The organism is Aeromonas simiae (assembly GCF_000820125.1).
GTDB lineage: Bacteria > Pseudomonadota > Gammaproteobacteria > Enterobacterales > Aeromonadaceae > Aeromonas > Aeromonas simiae.
Window position 1 is genome coordinate 127866 of record NZ_CDBY01000023.1, and the last position, 26647, is coordinate 154512.

Annotated in this window: 19 protein-coding genes; 5 read left to right on the forward strand and 14 right to left on the reverse strand. The window is 60.6% G+C overall.

Annotated features, from left to right (window positions below):
* Window positions 1–44 precede the first annotated feature (44 nt).
* Window positions 45–2822, forward strand: coding sequence for an insulinase family protein (locus tag BN1134_RS03530; protein WP_042045267.1), 2778 nt, complete (start codon window positions 45–47; stop codon window positions 2820–2822).
* Between the two features lie 299 nt (window positions 2823–3121).
* Here the strand turns inward: BN1134_RS03530 and BN1134_RS03535 are convergent, their stop codons facing one another.
* The 8 genes from BN1134_RS03535 to BN1134_RS03565 form a co-directional block, all read right to left on the reverse strand.
* Window positions 3122–3766 (reverse strand): thiopurine S-methyltransferase, encoded by a 645-nt coding sequence (locus tag BN1134_RS03535; RefSeq protein ID WP_042045268.1) that lies wholly within the window; start codon window positions 3764–3766, stop codon window positions 3122–3124.
* Between the two features lie 252 nt (window positions 3767–4018).
* Entirely contained in the window at window positions 4019–4669 is a 651-nt protein-coding gene (locus BN1134_RS03540; RefSeq protein WP_052449408.1) for a BUD32 family EKC/KEOPS complex subunit, read from the reverse strand.
* Window positions 4670–4921: 252 nt separating this feature from the next.
* On the reverse strand, window positions 4922–5467 hold the full coding sequence (locus BN1134_RS19110; protein ID WP_198133133.1) for a lysozyme inhibitor LprI family protein: 546 nt from the start codon (window positions 5465–5467) through the stop codon (window positions 4922–4924).
* A gap of 16 nt (window positions 5468–5483) precedes the next feature.
* Window positions 5484–5822 carry a low molecular weight protein tyrosine phosphatase family protein gene (locus BN1134_RS03545; RefSeq protein ID WP_042045269.1) on the reverse strand — a complete coding sequence of 113 codons (339 nt, stop codon included), beginning with the start codon at window positions 5820–5822 and terminating at the stop codon, window positions 5484–5486.
* A 531-nt stretch (window positions 5823–6353) separates the two neighbouring features.
* Complete coding sequence (gene guaA / locus BN1134_RS03550; protein WP_042045270.1) at window positions 6354–7931, reverse strand: glutamine-hydrolyzing GMP synthase; 1578 nt, start codon at window positions 7929–7931, stop codon at window positions 6354–6356.
* A gap of 71 nt (window positions 7932–8002) precedes the next feature.
* Complete coding sequence (gene guaB, locus BN1134_RS03555) at window positions 8003–9466, reverse strand: IMP dehydrogenase (protein ID WP_042045271.1); 1464 nt, start codon at window positions 9464–9466, stop codon at window positions 8003–8005.
* Between the two features lie 249 nt (window positions 9467–9715).
* Complete coding sequence (locus BN1134_RS03560; protein ID WP_042045272.1) at window positions 9716–10354, reverse strand: YitT family protein; 639 nt, start codon at window positions 10352–10354, stop codon at window positions 9716–9718.
* Window positions 10355–10839: 485 nt separating this feature from the next.
* Entirely contained in the window at window positions 10840–14049 is a 3210-nt protein-coding gene (locus tag BN1134_RS03565; protein ID WP_232300587.1) for an alpha-amylase family glycosyl hydrolase, read from the reverse strand.
* 398 nt (window positions 14050–14447) lie between these two features.
* On the opposite strand from BN1134_RS03565, the gene BN1134_RS03570 reads away from it, so the two are divergent.
* Both BN1134_RS03570 and xseA read left to right on the forward strand, forming a co-directional pair.
* The gene (locus BN1134_RS03570; RefSeq protein WP_052449409.1) at window positions 14448–15008 is read left to right on the forward strand and encodes a cell envelope integrity TolA C-terminal domain-containing protein; all 561 of its coding nucleotides are present in this window, start codon (window positions 14448–14450) and stop codon (window positions 15006–15008) included.
* A 102-nt stretch (window positions 15009–15110) separates the two neighbouring features.
* Window positions 15111–16391 carry an exodeoxyribonuclease VII large subunit gene (gene xseA / locus BN1134_RS03575; RefSeq protein ID WP_232300588.1) on the forward strand — a complete coding sequence of 427 codons (1281 nt, stop codon included), beginning with the start codon at window positions 15111–15113 and terminating at the stop codon, window positions 16389–16391.
* Between the two features lie 211 nt (window positions 16392–16602).
* Here the strand turns inward: xseA and aroG are convergent, their stop codons facing one another.
* The 5 genes from aroG to BN1134_RS03600 form a co-directional block, all read right to left on the reverse strand.
* Window positions 16603–17655 carry a 3-deoxy-7-phosphoheptulonate synthase AroG gene (aroG, locus tag BN1134_RS03580; RefSeq protein WP_042045275.1) on the reverse strand — a complete coding sequence of 351 codons (1053 nt, stop codon included), beginning with the start codon at window positions 17653–17655 and terminating at the stop codon, window positions 16603–16605.
* A 162-nt stretch (window positions 17656–17817) separates the two neighbouring features.
* Window positions 17818–19101: a 3-phosphoshikimate 1-carboxyvinyltransferase gene (aroA, locus tag BN1134_RS03585; RefSeq protein ID WP_042045276.1), complete on the reverse strand. Its 1284-nt coding sequence runs from the start codon at window positions 19099–19101 to the stop codon at window positions 17818–17820.
* Window positions 19102–19243: 142 nt separating this feature from the next.
* Entirely contained in the window at window positions 19244–20332 is a 1089-nt protein-coding gene (gene serC, locus BN1134_RS03590) for a 3-phosphoserine/phosphohydroxythreonine transaminase (protein WP_042045277.1), read from the reverse strand.
* Window positions 20333–20521: 189 nt separating this feature from the next.
* Window positions 20522–21442, reverse strand: coding sequence for an electron transfer flavoprotein subunit alpha/FixB family protein (locus BN1134_RS03595; protein ID WP_042045278.1), 921 nt, complete (start codon window positions 21440–21442; stop codon window positions 20522–20524).
* Window positions 21439–22191, reverse strand: a complete 753-nt coding sequence (locus BN1134_RS03600) for an electron transfer flavoprotein subunit beta/FixA family protein (RefSeq protein ID WP_042045279.1) — start codon at window positions 22189–22191, stop codon at window positions 21439–21441. The genes BN1134_RS03595 and BN1134_RS03600 overlap by 4 nt, the downstream gene beginning before the upstream one ends.
* 130 nt (window positions 22192–22321) lie before the next feature.
* Here BN1134_RS03600 and BN1134_RS03605 point away from each other — a divergent pair, with 130 nt between their 5' ends.
* Entirely contained in the window at window positions 22322–23953 is a 1632-nt protein-coding gene (locus BN1134_RS03605; RefSeq protein ID WP_042045280.1) for an electron transfer flavoprotein-ubiquinone oxidoreductase, read from the forward strand.
* Window positions 23954–24161: 208 nt separating this feature from the next.
* Window positions 24162–25109, forward strand: a complete 948-nt coding sequence (gene corA / locus BN1134_RS03610; protein ID WP_042045281.1) for a magnesium/cobalt transporter CorA — start codon at window positions 24162–24164, stop codon at window positions 25107–25109.
* A 52-nt stretch (window positions 25110–25161) separates the two neighbouring features.
* Here the strand turns inward: corA and uvrB are convergent.
* Window positions 25162–26647: excinuclease ABC subunit UvrB (gene uvrB, locus BN1134_RS03615; protein ID WP_042045282.1), on the reverse strand; the 1486-nt coding region annotated here is incomplete at its 5' end.

A 26647-nucleotide genomic window follows, 5' to 3' on the forward strand; every position in this document is an offset into this window, starting at 1 on the left:
AATAATTGTCTTTACTTGACAATAACTTGCGTAATGAGCACAGCATGATCCCGCACCTCAGTCCGAATGATCACCGACGCTACCAGGCACTGCGACTCGACAACGGGCTGCGGCTGCTGCTCATCGAAGATCCCGACGCCGACAAATCTGCCGCCTCGCTGGCCGTCAACACCGGCCATTTTGATGATCCCGCCGATCGCCAGGGCATGGCTCACTTTCTTGAGCATATGTTGTTCCTTGGCACCTGTACCTATCCCAAACCGGGCGAGTACCAGCAGTTCATCACCCGCCATGGGGGCAGTAACAACGCCTGGACCGGCACCGAGTTCACCAACTTCTTTCTCGAGATCGACCGCGACTATTTTGAGCCGGCACTGCACCGTTTCTCCCAGTTCTTCATCTGCCCCACCTTCGATGCCGCCCTGGTCGACAAGGAGCGCAGCGCCGTCGATTCGGAGTACAAGCTCAAGCTGCAAGATGATGTGCGGCGCAGTTATCAGGTGCACAAGGAGACGGTCAACCCGCTCCACCCCTTCGCCAAGTTCTCGGTGGGCAATCTGGAGACCTTGGCCGATCGCCCCGGCCGTGATCTGCGCCAGGAACTCATTGCCTTTTATGAACAGCACTACAGCGCCGACAGAATGGCGCTGGTACTGCTCTCATCGGCCAGCCTTGCCCAGATGCAAGCGTGGGCAGAACGCTATTTTGCTCCCATCGTGAATCGCAATTTGGGAGCCCCCCAGCTGGTCGCGCCGCTTTATCGCCCCGAGGATCTCGGCATTCGCGTCGACATCCGCCCGGTCAAGGAGAGCCGGCGCCTCTCGGTGGTGTTCCCGCTGCCCTCGGTCGATCACCTCTACCGGCAAAAACCGCTCACCTTCTTAAGCCACCTCATCGGTCACGAAGGGGATGGCAGCCTGCTGGCGCTGCTCAAGCAGCTTGGCTGGTGCAACCAGCTCTCGGCAGGCAGTGGCATCAGCGGCAGCAACTTCAAGGATTTCTGCGTCACCATGGCGCTCACCCCGGCCGGCCTTGGGCATGTCGACGACATCGTCGCCCTGCTGTTTGGTTATCTGCGCCTCATTCGTGAGCAGGGCATTGAGCCATGGCGTTACGACGAGAAGCGCTGGGTGCTCGAATCGGCGTTTCACTTCCAAGAGCGCGGCCGCCCCATCGACACCGTTTCGGGGCTGGTGATGAACCTGTTCATGTATGAGCCGCAGGATCTGCTCTATGGCGACTACATGATGAGCGGCCTCGAGCCTGAGTCGCTGCTGTCGCTGATGGATCGCTTCACACCGGACAACCTGAGGCTGCTGGTCACCGCCCCCGAGGTGAGCACCGATCGCCACGCCCAGTGGTACCAGACCCCCTATGCGGTGCATCGCCTCACGGCCGAGCAGCGCCAGCGCTGGCGCGACGCCCTTGCGGATGCGGCGCTGCAGCTGCCCTCGCCTAACCCCTTCATCTGCCAGCGCCTCACGGCCCGCCAACCCGAGCTGGCCGCCTCGGTGCCGAGCCCCCTCATCGAGCGGTCCGGTTTTCGTCTCTGGCACCTGCACGACCCTCAGTTCAACGTGCCCAAGGGCAATCTCTACATCGCCATCGACAGCGAGCATGCGGTCAGAAGCCCGCGCCACATCGCCATGGCGCGCCTAGCGGTAGAGCTGCTCACCGATCACCTCAACCCCCTCACCTACCAAGCCGAGCTGGCGGGCCTCTCCTATCAGATCTATGCCCACCAGGGGGGCTTCTCGATCGCCATTCAAGGCTTCTCGGAGCATCAGCTGCGCCTGCTCGACACCATCTTGGCCAATCGCACCCTGGGCTACCCCGATCCGGCACGCTTTGCCGAGATCAAGGAGGCGATGATCCGCAACTGGGAAAACCAGGCCCATGCCCGCCCCATCTCCCAGCTGTTTAACCAGCTCACCAGCTTGCTGCAACCCAATAACCCCCCCTTCGAGCAGCTGCTGCCACACCTGCAAGCCACCGAGCTGAGCGACATGCCCGAGTTCGTCGCCAGCCTGTTTCAGGAGATCCACGTCGAGAGTCTGGTGCATGGGGACTGGCTCGAGAGCGAGGCGCTGGAGCTGGCCGCCCTGCTCGAGCGCCATCTCGCCCCCTACAGCCGGCCAAGCCGCGAAACCCGCCGCCGGCTGGTCGACATTCGTGGCCGCGGCACGCTGATCCGCGAACACGGCTGCCAGCACGATGACTCAGCCCTGCTGGTCTACTATCAATCCCCCGTGGTGCGGGCCCGCGACATCGCCTGCTTCACCCTGGCCAACCACATCATGTCATCGACCTTCTTCCACGAGCTGCGCACCCGCCAGCAACTGGGTTACGTGGTGGGCTCGGGCAACCTCCCCCTCAACCGCCACCCCGGCCTCATCTTCTATATCCAGTCGCCGGTAGCAGGCCCGCAGATCCTGCTCGATGCCATCGAGGAGTTCATCGATCTCTTCCCGCTGGCCATGCTCGAGCTGACCGAAGAGCAGTGGCAGGCCAGCAAGGCAGGGTTGCAGGCCCAACTCTCGGAGCGCGACACCAACCTGCGCACCCGCGGCCAACGGCTGTGGGTCAGTATCGGTAACAAGGATCTCGGCTTTGATCAGCGCGAGCGGGTACACGACGAAGTGGGCAAGCTCACCCGGGCCGATCTCATCCGCTTTATCACCCGCCTGCGCTCGCGTACCTCGGATCGATTGATCCTCTGCAGCTATGGCCAGGGCCATCAGCATGACGAGCGCATCAGCGGCCAGCTCATCGACGACACCCGCGAGTTCCGCCTGAGCGCGCGCAAGTTCTACAACCTCTAGCCGCAGATCGCCGCATGCACGCAAAAAGCCCCGCTCTGGCGGGGCTTTTCTATCCAACCTGGGGCACAGTGGTGGAAACCGTGGCGAGAAAAAGAGAAAAGAAAAGCCGACCCTGGGGTCGGCTGGAAATACCACATCAAACACGGCTTGAGCCGTAAAGTGAACATGAGCGTGAAAATCAGACACCGATCGATAACCCGGACAACCCCGGCACCGACAGTGATTGAGAAACGCATTCATAGTAGGGACAAGCCGCGCGGGGGGCGTTGATCTGTATCAAAGGTGGTAGAAAGAGCGCCTTAGCGACGCACCAATCGATAGCACACCTCATCAAAATAGGAGAGCTGGCCGCTCACCACCCTGGGGTGATCCGCCTCGCTCTGACGCCCCAGCACCTCGACCGTGAAATGGGGCTCAAACAGACGGCGCACCTCCAGCTCACACACCGAGAAGGGGGGCTGCTGCTGCGGATCGGGCTGGTATTCGATGGTCACCAGCAAGATCTGCCCCCCCTGCTCCACCATGGTGGCCAGCTGCTCGGCATAACGGGCCCGCATCTCGGCCGGCAACGCGATGAGCGAGGCGCGGTCATACACCAGGCGGTAGCGTCGGCCAAGCTGGCGAGCCGCAAAAAAATCGCCGAGATAGAGGCGAATCCGCTCATGGGAAAAGCGCTGGAAGGGCCCCTCCGATGCCTGCTGCGGCGCCCATGCCTGCTCGGCGAAAAACTGCTGCACCGCCAGGGGCGAGAGTTCAAAGCCGTGCACCTCATGCCCCTGCTCAGCCAGCCACACCATGTCACGCGACTTGCCGCACAGGGGCACCAGCACCGGCTCATCCATGGCCTGCGCAGCCCACCACTCCTGTAACCAGCGATTGAAGTCGCTCTGATGGAACCCGATGCGGTTCTCTTCCCAACGTTGATGCCAGAAGGCGGCGTCCATGTGTCTCTCCCAAGGTATATATGGGATGCCACTATGCCCAAAGGGCTTGGGCAGACGCAAGGGGGCAGGCTATTTTCACCGCCACCCTGATCGGCGGATCGCCACCAGAGGGCGTCATCCACCTCATATACCAGGGCGGCAAGGCGCGAAGCGCGCTCATTTCACCGCTCGTGAGCCGCGCCAAGGTTCGGATCGTATCTGACCAACTCCCGCCGGCCAGGGGCGGGAGCCACGCGACATCCCGGTACGGGTTTACTGGTAAGACGTGCACCATGCTCTGACCTTTACCTCAAAAGGTTCTTTGATTGGAACCCCTGAATCCAGGCTCTGGTTGATATGAAGTACATTTTTGGTTTCTTTGTAGGCTTTCATGCCCGAAGTATTCGCCCAATAATACAATCCCCAATTGGATAAATTCCATGCTGCATCATACTTATTAACTTCATAATCTACGTAATATAATACATCCCCCATAACAACAAAGTTGTCTGGGAAATAGTCAATATTTAACCCTGACGCCTCCAGCACTTTCGCCATGTTAAAAACTTGCGCTATACAATGGTCAGGGAGGATATTGTTCGCAATGAGGTCGGTAACAAGATCGCCATGAACATACTCTTTAAGTAGGAAATTCAGCTCTGAATTGGCCTCCAACAGACGAGGTATTTTTACCCCGACGCGCTGTAACTCATTAAAAGCGGATACTTCCAGGTCAACTTTATTCGTATCACCGAACGAATAGTAAGCACAGGGTTCATAATGCATAAATTTGATGACATATTTATCGTCACCCTGTTGAGCTAGATAGGAGTATCCCGACTTTCCCTTACCCAAAAACGTTGTAACTAAAAGATTACCATATTTAGTGGGAACTCTTTCACCCATAGCATTGGTGATATCCATTTTCCGCCTACTTTTATAAAGGTGAACTTAGCCATTCTTATAACCAAGACATGTTAATGACTATTAATAAGAACTTTGGTGATGTACTGAACGCAAGCAACAATAATGTCACTTAATAGCGTTAAAGCAATCTATCACCAACGTTTACACGAGTAAAGACACCCATAACAACGGGGTCGCTTAGAATAGTTCATTTCTGATAACCATTTGGGAAATAACATCAAGCGAACGCTTAGCATATTATAATGCGAACTACCATGCGCAGCCATTGCAGCCTTTTTTGACATTGTAGCTTTCTAGCTGCTCCAACCTATCCAGCGTTCTGCGTGTAAGGCAGATACTGTGCCCAGAAAAAACTATATGATCGTTTTCTTTTCTAGGCTCTGAAAAAAGACAGTCTGCCTCTCTAAATTTTACCCATAGTCGCTGCGCGGCGACTAAGTTACTTCTATTTTCAGCATCTATGGAGTTGCTCAGCCTTGAGTATTGGTCATTGAGCTCTTGATCCACTTTTATGTAAAGCGCAGAGAAGCAACTGGATATCCGCTTATCCGACATATGTTCACTACACTCTTTTTCCTCAGCTCTCAGCGCGTGTGAATCAGCAAAAGCATGTTGAACCAAGAGCATACAAATGATGAAAGCTAATGTTGCACGCATAATTGTTCCTTGGTGTACATCGCGATTAATCCGAACGGGGAAAATACCTTTTCTCGTCCTGCGAACGTTGCTGAACATCGAGTTCAAGAGCAGACCCCGGCCACTCATTTCACCGCCGCCCCCTGCATCGTCAAACATAGGGTCAGACAGCAGGCTAAGAGTGCACGGGCCGCGGTGGCAAGAACTTGGGAACGCGATCATTTAGGATGGCCACTAACTTAGGATCCATGAAGACATAATCATCTGGGATGGACAGGCAGATGACTCGAGCCTCCTTTAGATTGGCTTTGAACTTCTTGGACAGTTTGCTCCGATGAGCACGCTCCATGACGAAAATAAGCTCAGCCCACTCCACCAGCTCCGGAGTAAGGGGATTCTCGGCGTTATGATTCAGGCCGGCTGACGAAACCTCAATTCCAGGCCAGAAAGCAAATACCTGCTCGGCTGTCGGGCTACGCAGACGGTTTTGACTGCAAATAAAGAGAACCTTCATTCCTGCAACCTAACGTGATGAAGTGAAAAGCGGCACTCATCCGTAAGCAGAGCCCCCCATATCCCTGCGTCCAGCATCATCAGCACCATGAAAATAAGACCACAGCATTAAAATTTGCAGCTTGGCACCCATGCGTTGCTCTGACCTAACGCATGGGTGACGCCAAAGCAGCCATCTGCACGACCATCCTAGCGAGCAAGGCAGATAAGAAAAGAGGGTCATGGTCATTTCCTGAGCAAGATCAAGAATTAACCCATCGTGAGGGGAGATCAATGCATCGAACCACTGCGGAACATCAAGGTGGTGGACGTTTCTTTCTGGCACAGGCCACGACGGACAGGGATTGCCCCTCCCCTGCCTGCTCTCCACACCCAACGACCCTCTGCTGATGCCCACGATTGCGATGCAGGCAAAGCAAGATAGTCCCTGCGTCCGGGCCAGATTGCTCCGCAAACGATTGGAAAAAGAAAAGGCGCCGCAAGGGCGCCTTTTTGACTGTTTTGCCTTATCGGCGGGTAAAGCGTCGCGCGCTTATTCCCACTCGATGGTGGCGGGCGGCTTGCCGGAGACGTCGTACACCACGCGGGAGATACCATTGATCTCGTTGATGATGCGGTTCGACACGTGGCCGAGGAAGTCGTACGGCAGGTGGGCCCAATGGGCGGTCATGAAGTCGATGGTCTCGACGGCGCGCAGGGCAACCACCCAGTCATACTTGCGACCATCGCCCATAACGCCGACCGAGCGCACCGGCAGGAACACGGCAAACGCCTGGCTCACGCGGTTATAGAGATCGGCGCTGCGCAGCTCTTCGATGAAGATGGCATCGGCGCGGCGCAAGATATCGCAATACTCTTTTTTCACCTCGCCAAGGACGCGCACGCCCAGACCCGGGCCCGGGAACGGGTGACGGTAGAGCATGTCATAAGGCAGGCCGAGTTCGAGACCGACGCGGCGCACTTCGTCTTTAAACAGCTCGCGCAGCGGCTCGACCAGCCCCATCTTCATCTCTTCCGGCAGGCCGCCGACGTTGTGGTGAGACTTGATGACGTGGGCCTTGCCGGTCTTGCTGGCCGCCGACTCGATGACGTCCGGGTAGATGGTACCCTGGGCCAACCAGCGGGCATTTTTCAGCTTCTTGGCTTCGTCGTCGAACACTTCCACAAAGACGCGACCGATGGTCTTGCGCTTGGCTTCCGGCTCGTCGATACCGGCCAGCGCGGAGAGGAAGCGCTCTTCGGCATCGACCTTGATGATGTTCAGGCCGAAGTGGTCGCCGAACATGTCCATCACCTGCTGGCCTTCGTTCAGGCGCAGCAGACCGTTGTCGACAAAGACGCAGGTGAGGCGATCGCCGATGGCGCGGTGCACCAGCATGGCAACCACGGAGGAGTCCACGCCGCCGGAGAGGCCCAGGATCACCTCGTCGTCACCCACCTGCTCGCGAATGCGGGCAACGGCGTCGTCGATGATGGTGGCCGGGGTCCACAGGCATTCGCAGCCGCAGATATCCTTCACGAAATGCTCGAGGATACGGGCGCCTTGGCGGGTGTGGGTCACTTCCGGGTGGAACTGCACGCCATAGAACTGCTTCTCTTCCCACGCCATGGCCGCATGCGGGCAGGTCGGGGTCTGGGCGATGGTGGTGAACGCCTCGGGGATGGCCACCACCTTGTCGCCGTGGCTCATCCAGACGTCCAGCATGGCATTGCCATTGTCTTTGAGCGCGTCTTCGATGTTGCGCAGCAGCGTGCTTTGGCCGATCACCTCGACCTGGGCATAACCAAACTCGCGCTCGGTGGAGGAAGCCACCTTGCCGCCAAGCTGCTCGGCCATGGTCTGCATGCCATAGCAGATGCCAAACACCGGCACGCCGGCGTTGAAGACATACTCAGGCGCGCGCGGGCTGCCCGCTTCGGTGACGGATTCCGGGCCGCCGGAGAGGATGATGCCGTTGGGATTGAATTCGCGGATCTGCTCTTCGGTGACGTCCCAGGCCCACAGTTCACAGTAAACGCCGATTTCACGCACGCGGCGGGCGATCAGTTGGGTGTACTGGGAACCGAAATCCAGGATCAGGATACGGTGATCGTGAATATTTTTACTCATGTTCGTCCTGTTTCAGGCTGGTGTGGGGTTACAAAACGGTTGGAAAAGCGGGGCGCACGGCCCCGCTTTGATCAGCTCATCCGATAGTTGGGCGCTTCTTTGGTGATGGTCACGTCGTGGACGTGGGACTCTTTCATCCCGGCGCCGCTGATGCGCACAAACTCAGCCTTGGTGCGCATCTCGTCGATGGTGCCACAGCCGGTCAGGCCCATGGAGGAGCGCAGGCCGCCCATCTGCTGGTGGATGATCTCTTTGAGGCGACCCTTGTACGGCACACGCCCTTCGATACCTTCCGGCACCAGCTTGTCGGCCGCGTTGTCGCTTTGGAAGTAGCGATCGCTCGAGCCCTTGGACATGGCGCCCAAGGAGCCCATGCCGCGATAAGACTTGAAGGAGCGGCCCTGGTAGAGCTCGATCTCGCCCGGCGCCTCTTCGGTACCGGCAAACATGGAGCCCACCATGACGCAGTTGGCGCCGGCAGCGATGGCCTTGGCGATGTCGCCGGAGAAGCGGATGCCGCCGTCAGCAATGACAGGTACGCCGGTGCCAGCCAGGGCATCCACGGCATCAGAGATAGCGGTGATTTGCGGCACGCCGACACCGGTCACGATGCGGGTGGTACAGATGGAGCCAGGGCCGATACCGACCTTGACGGCATTGACGCCGGCCTCAACCAGCGCCAGTGCGCCAGCGGCAGTGGCCACGTTGCCACCGATGATTTGCAGCTCCGGATAGGCTTCGCGGGTCGCCTTGATGCGATCCAGCACCCCCTGGGAGTGGCCGTGGGAGGAGTCAATCAGCAGCACGTCGACACCGGCCTCGACCAGGGCGGCGACACGCTCCTCGTTACCGGCACCGGCGCCAACGGCGGCACCGACGCGCAGGCGGCCCTGCTCGTCCTTACAGGCGTTGGGCTTGCGCTCGGCTTTTTGGAAGTCTTTGACGGTGATCATGCCCTTGAGCGTGAACGCGTCATTGACCACCAGCACCTTCTCGATGCGGTTCTTCTGCATCAGGCCCACCACCTCTTCACGAGAGGCCCCTTCGCGGACGGTCACCAGACGGTCCTTCTGGGTCATGATCTGTTCGACGGTGAGGGAGAGGTCGGTCACGAAGCGCACATCACGGCCGGTGATGATACCGACCAGCTTGTTGCCGTCGGTCACCACCGGATAACCGGCGAAACCGTTCTTATGGCTCAGCTCCTTGATTTGGGCGATGGTCATGTCAGGACGTACGGTCACCGGGTCGGAAACGACACCGCTCTCGTATTTTTTGACCTTACGCACCTCAGCAGCCTGCTGTTCGACGGACATGTTCTTGTGGATGAAGCCGATACCCCCTTCCTGGGCCAGAGCGATGGCAAGGCGCGCATCGGTCACGGTATCCATGGCGGCGGAGATCATGGGAATGTTCAGGCTGATTTTGGCAGTCAGCTTGGTACGCAGATCGGCGGTATTGGGGAGAACGGTGGAGTGGGCGGGAACCAGCAACACGTCGTCGAAGGTCAGCGCTTCTTTGGCAATCCTGAGCATGGCAATATCTCACCTGTGAAGTGGGGGTGTAAAATATTGCCGGCGAATTCTACCGATGAAACTGCATGCCGTAAAGGACTATTTTTGAATTTTTTACGACATATCGCGCTTTTGTCAGACCAACGTGGCAAAAGACCAACAAATACAGCCGTAACTATGCGCTTTTTCGCGAAAAGAGGATCTTTTTTGCCGTTGGGGTACGATTCGGCCTCAACGCCCCGATAGTTCACTTTTCAGCCGCCCTTCCCCTCACGGCTTGCCGTTGTAGCGACCCGGTTTGTGCCAATTCATCAACATGGCGTTCATGGCTAGTGCGCTTAAGCTGGACCACAGCAGCAGGGGCCAGGAGAGGGTCAGCAGCGACAGGGCAAACACCAGCAGATCGAGCAGCAGCTGGCTCTTGCCGGCATTGATCCCCACCCTGCGCTGCAACCACAGCGTTACCACGCCGGTGCCGCCGACCGAGGCATCGTGGCGGGCCAACGAGAGCACCCCCATGCCAAGAAAAGTGCCCCCCACCAGCGCCGCAAAGAGCGGATGCACATAGCTCACCTGCATCAATTGCGGCACCGCCTCGGTCGCCAGCGAGAGTGCCAGGTTCACCGCCAGGGTCTTGACGGTAAAGGCCCGCCCCATGCAGCAGGCACAGAAGATCATGAAAGGGATATTGACCAGAAAAAACAGCATTCCGATGGAAAGTGAGCTGAAATGGCCGATGAGCAGCGCAATACCGGCCACCCCGCCGGTGATCATCCCCGAGCATTTGAGTAAATTGAGCCCCACCGCGATGAACATGACCCCGAGCAGCATGCCGTAGAGATCGTCCTTGAGCGTATGGGCCACCCCCTTATCGCGCGAGGGTAATACCAGTGTCGCATCGCTTGCCATCACACACCTTCCTGTTGTGCCATAAGTTGTGCTGTGAGTAGTGCCATGAACATGAAGTAGTGCTGTGAGTTGCGCCGTGAAAAGAGGCGACTCTTTCCCCCCTGCCTTCATGCGCTTATCCCAGCAAAAAGAGCACCAACCGGATGATGAGATGGCATCGCCTTTCAACTTTGGTGTTTATCGCTAACCACACCGAAAGTCTCAGCTCATAACACCACAGTGAGCCGCCCCTCGCCGAGCCAGGCAGCATATCTGCGAGCTGTCGCTCCCCAACGGAGGCTCGCTTGGTCTTCAGTATTGCAATTGATTGTATTTAAATGATTTTCCTACTTCTCTTGCTGCTCCCCCTCCTCCACCGTCAGGTGAAACGCACAAAGATGGTGCGCTGCCACGCACCAATTAAGTGCAACACCGGCATCCCCGGCGAGCAGAGATAAAAAAGCCGGCCCAAGGGGCCGGCTCTCTCTTTACGTCGATGACTGACTTTACTTCAGGTATTTGCCATCAGCCCCCACCTTGCCGGGGCCGTTCAGTACCCAGATACGGGCCGAGTAGGCCGGAACCTGGAAGCTCAGGCTGCCATTGCTGACATTTTGGGTGGTGCCGGTCACGGCATCGGTGTAACTGCCGTTTTTGAGACCACTCATGGTGACCTGCTGGGCAGAGTTGGCCGCGAGGCCAACGGCCGCGTAGCTTCCCTCGGCGCTCAAGTCACGCACGAAGCTCAGACCGGCGCCCCACTCGTTGACCTGGCTCATCGGCGCCTTTTGCAGGGCCGGAACGGCCTTGCGGATCTGGTTCAGGCGCTTGAGGTGCTGGTAGAGCGGGTGAGAGGCGGTGGCCGGGTTATCCAGCACGTCGCCGTAGTAGGCACGACCGGTCTGATCGAGGGTCATGGTTTCCCCGTCGATGTCCTGCGGCTTGCCGGCCTGGAACATCACCTCTTCCCCGTAATAGAGGGTCGGGATGCCGCGCGCGGTCCACAGCAGGTTATAGGTCATGGCCGCATTGCCCTCTTCCCCGCCGTAGCGGTACTTGAAGTCGTTATCCGGGCCGACGTCGTGGTTTTGGAAGAAGGTCACCAGCTTGGTGGCATCCCCATAGACCCAGTCCATGGAGAAGATGCCACCCACCCCGCCGAAGTTCCCCTTGGTGACGTTGTCACGGAACGTCGAGAAAAGGGAGAAGTCGAGCACAGAGAGACCCGAATCACCGCCGGCACGCGGATCGGCCGGGTTCGGCGTGGTACGGGTATACCACCAGGGACGGATCACTGCCGACGCGTTGTCGTTGGCGATCTCCGAACCCCAGCCGGTGCCCTTGACCAGGTTCTCACCGAATACAAACAGACCCGGCTTGTAAGCCTGCCAATTGTGGATATAGGTCAGCAGCTCATCACGCTCGACGTGCTTGAGAGTATCGACGCGAATGGCATCCACCCCCATGTCGAGGTACTGGTGGATAGCGCCGTTGATGTAGTCCTTGACGTTCTGGTTACCGGTCGCCAGATCGATGCAGTCCCCTGCCATGTGCTTGCGCTGCAAGGAGAGCTGCGACTCCCAGTCACCGCCCGACATGAAACCGTCGAGGTGGTACCAGTTCGGGTCCAGCGTCTGCGCGTCGATGGCGAAGAAGCGATTGGGATCGTAACCAGGGCTTGGTACGGTGGCACCGGTCTTGGGATCGATCAGCGGGGTGGTACCGTTAGGATCAGACTGGCAACGGGCACGGTACCAGTCAGGCGCGACCGGGTTGTCATCGTCACAGCGGTTGGTGCTGGCGTAATCACCCAGGTTGCCCTGATAGGGGCCATTGTTGATGAGTCCCTGCTGGGAGCCACGGGGTACGTAGTATTTGATGGGCAGATGATCGATCCACACCTTGCCACGCAAGCCGTACTGGCTCGAGTGGTTCACCACCACGTCCTGGATCACCTTGATCCCCTTGGCGTGGGCGGCCTGGATAAACTCACGGTAACCGGCGCCCGGCGACTCGAGACGGGGATCAACCCGGTAGAAGTCATAGGCGTGGTAGCCGTGATAATCGAGACCGGAGCGGTTCTCCACCGGCGGGGTAACCCAGATGGCGGTAAAGCCGAGATCCTTGATGTAGTCGAGCTTCTCGATAAGCCCCTTGAAGTCGCCACGCCACTGGGGATCGCCCGCCTTGTAGCGGTCACGGTTGTAGTAGTTGTTATTGCTATCGCCGTCATAGAAGCGCGCCGTCATCAGGAAGTAGATGCTCTCGCCACGGAAATCACCGCTGGCCACGCTCTGCTCGCCGATGTAGTAACTAAAGCTCTGCTCGCGCTGATTGCCGGTGGCATCGACGCTCAGGGTCTTGATCACCAGATCGGCGCCACTGCCCTTATCGCTCGCCACGATGGCCTGACCGGCGTAGAGCGGGGATGAGGTGGAGGGCTTGCTGCCATCGGTGGTGAAATAGACCTTGGGCGCGCTGTCCTGATCGTCGCTCACACTCAGGGTGATCGACTGGGACTGGGTATAGGAGCCCGCCGCCGGCGAGGCACTCACGGTCGGTGCCTGGGTATCGACCCCCTGCTGCGCATCGAGGGCGATCGCCTTGGTCTTGGCATCGAAGCAGATGCGGTAGCTGGTGTTGGCCGTGACCTTGTAATCCTGAGTCGGATAGGCCTCGGTCCAGTCACCCTTGTGGTCAATCTTGAAGCGGGGATCGCTCGCCCCAAAGCTTTGCTCGGTACAGAAGGTGAGCCCGTCGCTGCTCTCCATCGGCGTGGTGCCCCAGTTGTTGGGGGTGCCGCGGAAGTACCACTTGTCGGTGACCACCGTCTCCTTGACCACCACGCTCACGCTGCTGCTGGCCTTGGCGCCCTGATCGTCGGTGACGGTCAGGGTGTAGGGATAGGTGCCCGCCTTGCTGGTGTTGATGACGATGCTTTCGGTGGTTTCACCGCTGCTCCAGAGGTAGCTGACAATCTGGCCATCCGGATCGGTGGAGTCGGCAGCACTCAGGGTCAGGCTGTCACCGATCGCCACTTGCACCGTGCCACCCGGGGTGATCACCGCGAGCGGAGCCTGGTTGTCGCCTCCCAGCGCCGTCACGCTGTAAGCCATGGTCTGATCGTTCACCTGCAGGCGCACCGCACCGGTGCCACTCCAGAGGATGTCGTTGCCGCCGCGCTCCAGCACGCCGTCGCCGTTGCTGTCGCCAAAGTTGGTGGCCCAATCCCCCGCCTGATCAAACTTGAAGCGTTGGTTGGCCTGGCCGTTCATCTGCACGTCCACCTGCCACAGGTGATCGGCCACCAGGGTCATCGCCGTGCTGGCCCAACCATTGAAGGTGCCACGCGCCTGCAACTGCGGCAGTGTCTTGGCAAACCCCTGGCTGTCGCAGCTGGCGACTGCCGTCGCGGAGACGGCGTTGTTACTGGTGTTGATGCGTACCTGGTAGTGGGTGTTGGCGTTGACCACATAGTCAGCGCCCGGATAGCTCTGCTGCCAGTTGCCATACCGGTCCACCTTGAAGCGAGGGCCGCCCGTGGCGTCGCCTGCCTGGAACAGCTGGCAAGTCTCAAAATTCACCCCGTCGCTTGAGGTCATGGCGGTCGCCGCCCAACCATTCGGGGTGCCCCGGAAGAACCATTCTGCCGCACCTGCGCTCGGAGGGATCACGAGCGACCCAAACAAGCCAGCGGCAATTATCCATTTAGCCATTGATAATCCTTTATTTCTTTTAAGTAATATGCCGGACCCGCGTACCGGCATGACGCTCCCACCTGCAACCGCCCGAACATCAGATGAGCGGGTTCAGTCTAGAGAGAAAAAACGTTTTCTTGTCGTAGATGAATGCGTAATGTGACCCTTATCGGGTTCACTCTCTGACATTTGTGACTGAGAGCGCTTTCAAAATAAAGAAGGGTAATCAAGGGGATAGACTGGGATTATTCTGGGATTATTCTGACATTCTTACGTCTTTCCCACTAAAATGTGGGGGCATTCAAATAAAAAAACGCATATAAAAATGGCATGTCATTGTCGCGTCTGTGCTATTTTCACGGCATTTTTAATTTGCTTGAGAGAAACAGCGTGATTCACAATAAGAGCGCACCCGCATGTCCCGTGAAATTAGGTTTCGATTAAACACAGTGCTCGCGCTCATGATTGGATTTTCAGCCGGTATCGCGAGTGGCTATTACTATGCGAAGTGGGAACCCACCCTCCACGCTTTTTATTCCCTCGTCCAGCAAACCTCATCCGCCTCCAGTGAGGCTGGCGATATTCCTAATCACGCGGATTTAGAGGCCAAGCGACAGGCGGCCCGCATGGCATTATTAGACGCCCAACGGAATCGGGGGCCCGATTCAGAAACAGGGCACCATGGCGCCTTGATCGTCGATACGCTTCGCCGGCACATGAAAACCGACCCAGCCATGAGAGGTAAAACCTGTCGGTTGACCCTGACCCTGGCCAACGATGGGGCCATCACCGCCATGATGGCTGACAAGGGAGACCCTCAGGTATGCCAAGCCGGCATCAACGCAGCGCAAAAAGCGGGGCGGGTGCCGATGTCGCGCGACCCGGCCATCTATCGTCAACTCAGGCAAATCACCCTGCTCATTGACCCTTTTGGCGGCGGTTCGCCTCGGCAGGCGCGCGGCCCTGAGGTAAGATAAGGCGCGTTTATCTCTTGCCACCGACCAACTGAAGGGTTTGCCTTGCACTCATCCACCCAACCCCAGGTCTTCACCGTCACCCGCCTCAATAGCGCCGTACGCATGCTGCTCGAGCACGAGCTCGGCACCGTCTGGCTCAATGGGGAGATCTCCAACCTCGCCATGCCCGCCTCCGGCCACTGGTACTTCTCGCTCAAGGATCTCTCCTCCCAGGTGCGCTGCGCCATGTTCAAGGGCAGCAACCGCCGGGTCGCCATGCGCCCACGCGATGGCATGCAGGTGCTGGTGCAGGCGCACGTCTCCCTCTACGAGCCGCGCGGCGACTACCAGCTCATCATCGAGAGCATGCAACCGGCCGGTGACGGGGTGCTGGCGATGCGCTTTGAGGAGCTCAAGCAGCGCCTCGCCGCCGAAGGGCTGTTTGCCGCCGAGCGCAAACGTCCGCTGCCCACCCAGCCCAGAGCGGTCGGCATCATTACCTCCGCCACCGGGGCGGCGCTGCACGACATGCTCACCGTGCTGCGCCGGCGCGCCCCTGCCCTGCCCGTCATCATCTACCCGACCCAGGTTCAGGGTCAGGCGGCCATCGGCCAGATTGTCCATGCCCTCTACACGGCCAACCGCAGAGACGAGGTGGATGTGCTCATCGTCGGCCGTGGCGGTGGCTCACTCGAAGATCTCTGGTGTTTCAACGAAGAGGCGGTCGCGCGCGCCATCGCCCACTCCCGCATCCCGGTGGTGAGTGCGGTGGGCCATGAGGTGGATGTGACCATCAGCGACTTCGTGGCAGATCTGCGCGCCCCCACCCCGTCTGCCGCCGCCGAGCTGGTGGCGCCGGATCAGGGGCAACTGCGCGAGCGCCTTGCCGTCCTCGCACGAAGCCTGCATCGCGCCATCGCGCAGCAGCTGCAAGAGCGTCGTCACCACCTCGCCCTGCTGGGCAAGCGCCTTGAACATCGCGATCCCAAGCGTACGCTAGAGCAGCAGTCGCAGCGCCTCGACGAGCTGGCCCTGCGCCTCGAGCGCCAGATGCAGCGCCAACTGCAAGGCAGCGAGCGCCACCTTGGCCAACTGGCACAACGCCTTGAGCGCCACACCCCGCAGCGCCGCATCGAAGAGGGGCGCCGCCATCAACAACTGGCGGCCGAGCGCCTTGGCAGCGCCATGGCGCGTCTGCTGGCCACACGCAGCCACCGCATCGGCATGCTGGCCGCTCGCCTCGATGGAGTGAGCCCGCTGGCGACCCTGGGGCGCGGTTACGCCATCTTGCGTGACGAGCAGGGCAAGGTCGTGCAGCGTGCCGCAGACACCCACATCGGCCAGCCGCTGTCGGTTCGCCTCGCCGAGGGCAGCCTCAGCGTGCGGGTGGAGGAGCAAAAATAACCCCGCAGATTAGCGCGCCATCCGGGGATATCCCTCTTGAGTCGGCACTGAACGCCTGCGCCGGCCATCGCGTCGTGGCCTTGCGCCACTGCACATGCGGGCAATCAGCCCACGCCATTCACGCCTTTGCCTGGCGCTCCCCCTGCCATCCCAATCCAGATCGCAACAAAAAGGGCTGCCCATGGCAGCCCTTTTCCCTATCCGATGCGCCTTAAGCGCGGCGCGCCTTGATGGCGGCAGCCATGCGGCGCAGCAACAGCTCGGTGTCTTCCCAGCCGATGCAGGCATCGGTGATGCTCTGGCCGAAGGTCAGCTCGCAGCCCTCTTTCAGATCCTGGCGCCCCTCCACCAGATGGCTCTCCACCATGACCCCGAACACGGCCTGGCTGCCCCCGGCGATCTGAGCCGCCACATCCTCGGCCACCAGCATCTGGTTCTTGAACTGCTTGCTGCTGTTGGCGTGGCTGAAGTCGATCATCACCTTCTGCGGCAGGCCCGACTTCTCAAGGCCGGTGCACACCTCGGCCACGTGGCTGGCGCTGTAGTTCGGCTCGCGGCCGCCACGCAAAATGATGTGGCAATCCGGGTTACCAGCGGTGGCGACGATGGCCGAGTGACCGTACTTGGTCACCGACAGGAAGTGGTGGGAGGCACTGGCGGCGCCGATGGCATCGATGGCCACCTTGATGGTGCCGTCGGTGCCGTTCTTGAAGCCAACCGGGCAGGAGAGGCCGGAAGCCAGCTCGCGGTGCACCTGGGATTCGGTGGTACGCGCGCCGATGGCGCCCCAGCTCATCAGATCGGCCACGTATTGCGGGGTGATCATGTCGAGGAACTCGGAGGCGGTCGGCATTCCCATGTCGTTGAGATCGAGCAGCAGCTTGCGGCCGATGCGCAGACCGTCGTTGATCTGGCAGCTGTTGTCGAGATAGGGATCGTTGATGAGCCCCTTCCAACCGACCGTGGTGCGCGGCTTCTCGAAATAGACCCGCATCACCACCTCCAGCTCACCCTTGAGCTCGTCGCGCAGGGCCAGCAGGCGCTTGCCGTACTCGATGGCGGCCTGGGTATCGTGAATGGAGCAAGGGCCGATCACCACCAGCAGGCGATCGTCCTCGCCATTGAGGATCCGGTGGATGGCCTGACGGCTCTCATAGACGGTGTGGCTGGCAGTTTCGGTGGCCGGAAACTTCTCCAGCACCGCGACAGGTGGCAGTAACTCTTTGATTTCCTTGATACGAACGTCGTCGGTTTGGTGCTGCATAATGGTTTCCTGCGTAAATGCATACAACGAAGAAATTCCAATCTAGCCCGCACACTGCCATGTGTAAATAGAAAATTACATCACACTAAAAAATATTTTCGATCTCAAGCTTGCAAGATACATAAAGCATGCTAAAGGCCCGCCAGAAGGCGGGCCGGAAGGTCACTCACTCACGCTGATGGAGGCCAGCTTGGTGAAGTAGTCGGGGAAGGTTTTTGAGGTACAACCCGGATCATTGATGGTGACGGGCGTATCGGAGAGGGCCACCAGGGAGAAACACATGGCGATGCGGTGATCGTTGTAGGTGTCGATGGCCGCATGCTGCAAGTGCGCGGCCGGGGTGACGCGAATGTAGTCGTGCCCCTCGTCAACCTCGACCCCGAGCTTGCGCAGCTCGGTCGCCATGGCGCTCAGGCGATCGGTCTCTTTCACCCGCCAGTTGTAGATGTTGCGGATGGTGGTCGGCCCCTCGGCAAACAGCGCCGTGGTGGCGATGGTCATGGCCGCATCGGGGATGTGGTTCATGTCCATGTCGATGCCATGCAGCTCGCCCTGCTCGGCTTCGATGAAATCATCGCCCCAGGTGATGCGCGCGCCCATCTTCTCCAGCACGTCGGCAAAGTGGATATCGCCCTGGATGCTGTGCTTGCCGATCCCGGTGACCCGCACCTTGCCCTTGATGGCGCCGGCAGCGAGGAAATAAGAGGCGCTCGAGGCATCCCCCTCCACCAGAAAATCCCCCGGGCTGACGTAGGTCTGATTGCCCTTGATGTAGAAGGTCTGGTAGTTGTCGTGCTCCACCACCACCCCGAACTGCTTCATGATGTGCAGCGTGATGTCGATGTAGGGCTTGGAGACCAGCTCTCCCTTGATGTGGATGCGGGTATCGCCGGCCGCCATCGGGGCAGCCATCAGGAAGGCGGTGAGAAACTGGCTCGAGACCGAGCCGTCGACGTGCACGTCACCGCCCCACAGCCCCTTGGCATCGATGGCCAACGGCGGGAAACCTTCGTTTTTCAGGTATTGGATATGGGCACCGGCTTCGCGCAGGGCATCGACCAGGTGGCCGATGGGGCGCTCTTCCATGCGCGGCTCACCGGTCAGCAGGTATTCGCCCGATCCCAGGCACAGGGCGGCGCACAGGGGGCGCATGGCGGTGCCGGCGTTGCCAAGAAACAGGCGCACCGTCTCCTTGCTGGCAAAGCTGCGACCCAGGCCATGCACGGTGCACTCGGTCTTGTCGGCCGAGAGCTGATAGCGCACCCCGAGCAGGGTGAGCGCCTCGAGCATGTGACGAATGTCATCGCTGTCGAGCAGGTTGGTAAGACGGGTGGTGCCGCGCGCCAGGGCGGCAAGCAACAAGGCGCGGTTGGACACGCTCTTGGAGCCGGGCAGATTGACAGTGCCTGCCACGCGGGCGATCGGCTCAAGGGATAACGACTTCATAGACATCCTGTACGTAAGCAAAAAAGCGGACCTGCTCTGGACGTTAACAGCCACGGCAGGCGGCGGCAAGACTCTTGCTGCGCGCGATAAAAAAACGGCGCCAGGGGGAACCCAGGCGCCGCTTCGCTGTCACCCGGGAGCATCAGCCGTGGGTGTTGGCGAATCGCTCCATGAACGCGATCAGCGCCTGGACACCCTCGATGGGCATGGCGTTATAGAGGCTGGCACGCATGCCCCCCACCAGCTTGTGCCCCTTGAGCGCCAGCAGACCGGCCTCTTTGGACTCCGCCAGGAAACGGGCATCGAGCTCGGGGTTTTTGAGCTGGAACGGCACGTTCATGCGCGAGCGGCAGGCCGAGTCCACGCTGTTGGAGTAGAAGCTGGAGTTGTCGATGTAGTCGTACAGCAGCGCGGCCTTGGCCTTGTTGCGGGCTTCCATCTCGGCCAGACCGCCGATCTCCTTGAGCCACTCGAACACCAGCCCGGCCAGATACCAGGCGTAGGTGGGCGGGGTGTTGAACATGGAGTCATGCTCGGCGGTGAGGCGATAGTCGAGCACGGCGGGGACATCGGCGCGCGCCTTGTCCAGCAGATCGTCGCGCACGATGGCGATCGCCAGCCCGGAGGGGCCGATATTTTTCTGGGCACCGGCATAGATGATGCCAAAGCGGCTCACATCGATGGGGCGAGAGAGGATGGTCGAGGAGAGATCCGCCACCAACGGAATGTCGCCGGTCTCGGGGATATCGAACATCTCGACCCCCTCGATGGTTTCATTCGGGCAGTAGTGCACATAGGCCGCATCGGCGCGGAAGGCCGGTGTCGGCAGCAGACGGGTGATGCCGTCCTCACCCTTGACGCTGCCGGCATGCCCTTGCATGTCGCCGAACTTGACCCCTTCCTTGAGGGCCCCCTGCGACCAGACACCGGTCAGCAGATAGTCGGCCTTCTGGTTGTCGCCACCGAGCAGGTTCAGCGGCACCGCAGAGAACTGGCCGCGGCCGCCGCCGTGCATGAAGAGCACCTTGTAGTTGTCGGGGATCGCCAGCAGATCGCGCAGATCCTGCTCGGCCTTGGCGGCCACCGCCATGAACTCTTTGCCGCGGTGGGAAAGCTCCATCACCGAGGCACCCAGTCCCTGGAAGTTACAGAATTCGCGCTGGGCGCGTTCCATCACCGGCACCGGCAGCATGGCCGGGCCAGCGCAGAAATTGTAGATTTTTTGGTTCATGACAGTTCCATGGCGTGATCCGTTAAGAAAGATGCTTTTACACCGAACCGCCTTAGTGAGCAAAGGCTTTTTGCGAGCGACCTCGCATTTTTGCACCGAAATGAAGCAGACCACGCCTGATCCGCCAACCCCGTACGCTCACTCACGCTATCGGCCTAGCGCCCGGCATGAGTGGCGTAGGCGGCCCCGCTAGATCTTTTCGATCAACTCGGGCAACAGGGTGAAAAGATCCCCCACCAGGCCATAATCGGCAATCTGGAAGATGGGCGCCTCCGGGTCCTTGTTGATCGCCACAATCACCCGCGACCCCTTCATCCCGGCCAGATGCTGGATGGCCCCGGAGATACCGACGGCGATGTAGAGCTCGGGAGCCACCACCTTGCCAGTCTGCCCCACTTGCAGCTCGTTACCCACAAAGCCGGCATCCACCGCGGCCCGTGAGGCGCCCACGGCGGCGCCGAGTTTGTCGGCCAGCGCTTCGATCAGGGCGAACTGCTCGCGCGAGCCGAGTGCACGCCCCCCGGCCACCACCACCCTGGCCGTCGTCAGCTCGGGGCGTGCCGAGCACTGGGCATGGTAAGCCAGCACGCGGGCACGCCCGGGCATATCATGCAGCGCCAGCCTCTCGATGGGCGCCGCCGGCTGCCTTCCCACCGGATCAAAGGCGGTGCTGCGCAGCGTCAACAGCCGCAGCGGGGCACTCAGGCGCACACGCGCCAGCGCATTCCCTGCATAGATGGGGCGAACAAAGGTCTGCGCATCTTCGATGGCCACCACATCGCTCAGAGGCTCCACCCCAAGACGGGCCGCCAGACGAGGCAGCAGATCGCGCCCCAGGCTGTCGGCGGCCATCAGGCAGGCCTGATAGCCGGCCAGCAGCGGCAGCAAGGCCTGGTCGGCGCCGAGCTGCCCACTCTGGCTCAGCCCCGTAGCCACCTTGACACTCGCCACACCGGCCAGCTCGGCGGCCTCGGTGGCGGCCTGCTCGGCCCCCTCCCCCAGCAGCAGCAGATCGCACCCCTCACTCAAGGCGGCGGCCGCCCCCACCAGACGCGTCACGTGACCGGCCAGATGGCCGGCGTACTGCTCGGCAATGATCAGCACCTTCATGAAATCACCTTGGCTTCATCTTTGAGTTTGCTCACCAGCTCATCCACCGAGCCGACCCGAACGCCACTGTGGCGCGTCGGGGGCGCCATCACCCCGAGCAGGGTGATCTGACCCGGCGCCACCACCCCGAGCGCCTCAAACTCATGCGTCTCGAGGGGCTTGCGCTTGGCCTTCATGATATTGGGCAGCGAGGCAAAGCGCGGCTCGTTGAGGCGTAGATCCACGCTCACCACCGCCGGCAAGCCCAGCGCCACCGTCTCAATCCCACCGTCAACCTCACAGGCCACCTGCAGCTCATCACCGTCGACCTGAAGACGTGACGCACACTGCGCCACTGGCCACTCCAGCAGGGTGCCGAGCAGCGCCGGCACCTGGCCGTTATCGCTGTCGATGGACTGCTTGCCAAGCAACACCAGATCCGGCAGCTCTTGCCGGCATACCTCAGCCAGGGCTCGCGCCACGGTGAGCGGCTCAAGACGCTGATCGCTCTGATAATGCAGTGCCCGATCGGCGCCCAGCGCCAAGGCGTGGCGCAACGGCTCGGCCGCCGCCTCGGGGCCGAAGGTGACCACCACCAGCTCGCTGGCCTCCCCGCGCTCACGCAGGCGCACCGCCTCTTCCACCGCGATCTCACAAAAGGGGTTGATCCCCATCTTGACGTTGGCAAGATCTACATCCGTGCCATCGGGACGCACGCGGACCTTGACGTTGTAATCGATGACCCGCTTGATGGCGACCAGCAGTTTCATGATCACTCCTTGGTTGAGTGGTGGCAGCAACAGAGCCTAAGCGGGCGCCGCGGTTGCCAGGGTTCGAATATATGTTTACGTTTACGTAAACTTCAGCAACAACCTATGACAAATCGGATGCGGGGGCAAGATGGAACGCGAAGCAATGGAATTCGACGTGATAATCGTGGGGGCAGGCCCCGCCGGGCTGACGGCCGCGATTGCCCTCAAACAGCAGGCCCCCGATCTTTCCGTCTGTCTACTGGAGAAGGGGGCCGAGATTGGCGCCCACCTTATCTCCGGCGCCCTGTTTGATGCAATCGCCCTGCGCGAACTCTTTCCCGAGCGCTGGCAAGAGGCGCCGCTGGGTACGCCGGTGACCCGTGATGAGATCCATCTGCTCATCAATGGGCAACGCGCCGTGCGCCTGCCCGGCTGGGCCGTCCCTCCCTCCATGCATAACCCAGAGAGTCATATCATCAGCCTGGGCCAGCTCTGCCGCTGGCTGGCCAAGGAGGCCGAGGCGCTCGGGGTCGAGATCTACCCCGGCTTTGCCGCCAGCGAGCTGATCATTGAAGAAGGGCATATCAAAGGGATCATCACCGGCGATCTCGGCCTTAACAAGCAGGGGGAGCCACGGGCCGATCACGTCCCCGGCATGGCGCTGTATGGCCGCTACACCCTGCTGGCCGAAGGGGCCCGCGGTCATCTTGGCAAGCAGCTCATCGAACAGTTCGGGCTCGATGCCGGGCGCCAGCCCCAGCACTACGCCATTGGATTTAAGGAGATCTGGCAACTGCCCCCCGGCCGCGGTGAGGCGGGCCGTGTGCTGCACGGCAGCGGCTGGCCCCTCGGCGAGGGCAGCCACGGCGGCTTCTATCTCTACCATTTGGGGGAAGATCGGGTGGCCGTCGGTCTTATCGTCGATCTCAACTACCAAAACCCCTGGCTCAGCCCGTTCGATGAGTTCCAGCGCCTCAAACACCACCCGCTGCTGCGCCGCACCCTAGAGGGGGCCGAGCGCATCGCCTACGGCGCTCGCGCCATCGCCAAGGGGGGCTGGTACTCGTTGCCGCGCCTGCACGCACCGGGGTGCCTGCTGCTAGGCTGCGACGCCGGCACCCTCGACTTCTCACGTATCAAGGGCATCCACACCGCCATGAAATCGGGGCTGCTGGCGGCCGAGGCGGTGATCCAGGCACGGGCAGAGCATGCGGGCGGCCCGGCGGATCTCGCCCATTACGAGCATGCGCTACGCGCCAGCTGGCTGGGCGAGAGTCTGCACCGGGCCCGCCACTTCGGGGCGGCGCTGCACCGCTTCGGCCCCTGGCTCGGAGGCGCCTTCAACTGGCTGGAGCAACGCCTCTTCCCCCGCGGGCTCCCCCTGCATCTGCGCGATCCGGAACCTGACTACCGCACCTTGCGCCATCAGAGCCGGGCCACTCCCATCAGCTACCCGCAGCCGGATGGCAAACTCAGCTTCGATCGCCTCTCTTCGGTCTATCTCGCCAACCTCCATCACGAGGAGGATCAACCCTGCCACCTCAAGTTGCAGGACGCCTCCATCCCCATCCGGGTCAATCTGGCCCACTGGGCCGAGCCGGCCCAGCGCTACTGCCCGGCCGGGGTGTTTGAGATCCTCGAGCGCGAGGGGGAGCCGCATTTTCAGATCAATGCCGCCAACTGCATCCACTGCAAGACCTGTGACATCAAGGATCCCAGCCAGAATATCCGCTGGACGCCCCCCCAGGGAGGCTCGGGCCCCAACTACCCCGGCCTGTGATCTTAACCCGCTCTTTTTTTGAGCAAACCCATTGAATATTCACTGAATAACCCTGACAACGGCGACCTGCCCCTGTATAGTTCGCCGCAGTCAGGTTTTTCTTTCTTTCGGCCTATGCGTCGGTTGCATTCCTCTGTCGTCCCTTCGGGCGCCGCATAAACCTGAGTGACCATCCCTGCCAACCCAACTGCAACAAGGGGGGAAACAGATGATTACCGCCTACATCCTCAACAATCAGGTGCTGGACATCCACACCCTGGGTCCGGACGATGTCCTGCCTGACAACACCATCTGGCTGGACGTCTACAAGCCCGACGACGAGGAGCGGGAGTGGTTGACGGGTCTGTTCCTCGAAGAGGTGCCGGATAAAGAGGAGCTCGACGACATCGAGGCGTCGGCTCGTTTCTATTGGGACACCGATGGTCTGCATATCCACTCCCTCTTCCCCCAGCGTATCGGCCGTGACACCAAGGGGGTACACGTTTCCTTTACCCTGCGCAGCAATCTGCTGATCAGTATCCGGGAGGAGGATATCGGGCTGGTTCGCCTGCTGCGTCACTACATGCGCCAGGATAGGCTCGAGGTGGAAGATGCCTTCGACGTGTTGCTGGAGGTGCAAAACCTCAAGGTCGAGTATCTCTCCGATCTCATCGAGGATGGCTACAAGACCCTGGAAGGCACCGCCGATCAGGTGTTCGACGCCAACCAGCTGACCCCCATGCTCAAGGAGCTGATCGCTCAGGAAGAGACCAACGGCCAGATCCGACTCTCTTTGCACGATACCCGCCGCGCCTTGCGCTTTTTAAAGCGCAGCCTGCGCCAGCGCATGAGCAACGAGCAGGCCAAGTGGATCGACGAGATGCTGCACGACGTGGAGTCCCTGCTGCCCCACACCCAGTTCATCTTCGACAAGATCAACTTCCAGCTCGAAGCCGCCATGGGGGTGACCAACCTAGAGCAGAACAAGGTGATCAAGATCTTCTCGGTGGCCGCCGTGGTGTTTCTGCCCCCCACCCTGATTGCCAGTATCTACGGCATGAACTTCGCCCACATGGAGGAGCTGGCCTGGGATTACGGCTACCCCATGTCCCTCGGGCTGATGATGCTCTCGGCCTTTGGCACCTACTTCTTCTTCAAGCGAAAAGGGTGGCTTTAACTCCCCTTCCTCTGCTCCCACAAAAAAGGCCCTCACAGGGCCTTTTTTGTCACTACTCCAGCAGCTCGCTGCGCAGCTGCGCCACCTGATCGCGCAGGGCGGCCGCCTGCTCGAACTCGAGGTTTCTGGCGTGCTCGAACATCTGCTCCTCGAGGCGCTTGATCTCGCGGGCGATCTCGGCGGCACTGCGCCGCTCGTGGCGCGCCTTGGGTTCGGCCTCCTTACGCCGATGGGCACGGCCGCCACTTTCGCCACCTGTGTCCATCATGTCGACAATCTTCTTGTTGAGCCCCTTGGGCACGATGCCGTGCTTGAGGTTGTGCTCATGCTGCAAGGCGCGGCGCCGCTCGGTCTCCTCGATGGCCACCCGCATCGACTCGGTGATGCGGTCGCCATAGAGGATCACCTTGCCGTTCACGTTGCGCGCCGCCCGGCCTATGGTCTGGATCAGGGATCGGGTGGAGCGCAGGAACCCCTCCTTGTCGGCATCGAGGATCGCCACCAGGGAGACCTCCGGCATGTCGAGCCCCTCGCGCAGCAGGTTGATCCCCACCACCACGTCAAACTTGCCCAGACGCAGATCGCGGATGATCTCGACCCGCTCCACCGTGTCGATGTCCGAGTGCAGATAACGCACCTTGACGTCGTGATCGGCCAGGTACTCGGTCAAGTCCTCGGCCATCTTCTTGGTCAGTGTGGTGACCAGCACCCGCTCGTCCACCGCCACCCGCTGGCGGATCTCCGAGAGCAGATCGTCCACCTGGGTCGTGACCGGACGCACCTCGAGCTCAGGATCGAGCAGGCCGGTCGGGCGCACCACCTGCTGCACCACGTCGCCGCCCGACTTGCCAAGCTCGTAGGGGCCGGGCGTTGCCGAGACAAACACGGTCTGCGGCATCAGGGCCTCGAACTCGTCGAACTTGAGCGGACGGTTGTCCAGCGCCGAGGGGAGCCGAAAACCGTACTCGACCAGGGTCTCTTTGCGCGAGCGGTCGCCCTTATACATGGCCCCGATCTGCGGCACGGTCACGTGGGACTCATCGATGATGAGCAGGCCATCCCCCGGCAGGTAGTCAAACAGGGTCGGCGGCGGCTCGCCGGGCGCCCTTCCCGACAGGTAGCGGCTGTAGTTCTCGATGCCCGAGCAGTAGCCGAGCTCCTGCATCATCTCGATGTCGAACTGGGTGCGCTGGCTGATGCGCTGCTCCTCGAGCAGCTTATTCATCGAAAGCAGCGTGGCCTTGCGCTCGCGCAGCTCCTCCTTGATCTTGTCGATGGCCCCGAGGATGGTCTCGCGCGGGGTGGCGTAGTGGGTCTTGGGGTAGACGGTCCAGCGCGCCACCGTCTGCTCGACGGCGCCGGTGAGGGGATCAAACAGGCTGATGCGCTCAATCTCGTCGTCAAACAGCTCGACGCGCACCGCCTGCTTGTCCGATTCGGCCGGAAAGATGTCGATCACCTCGCCGCGCACCCGGAAGGTGCCGCGGGCAAAGGCCATCTCGTTGCGGGTGTATTGCAGCTCGGCCAGACGGCGCAGC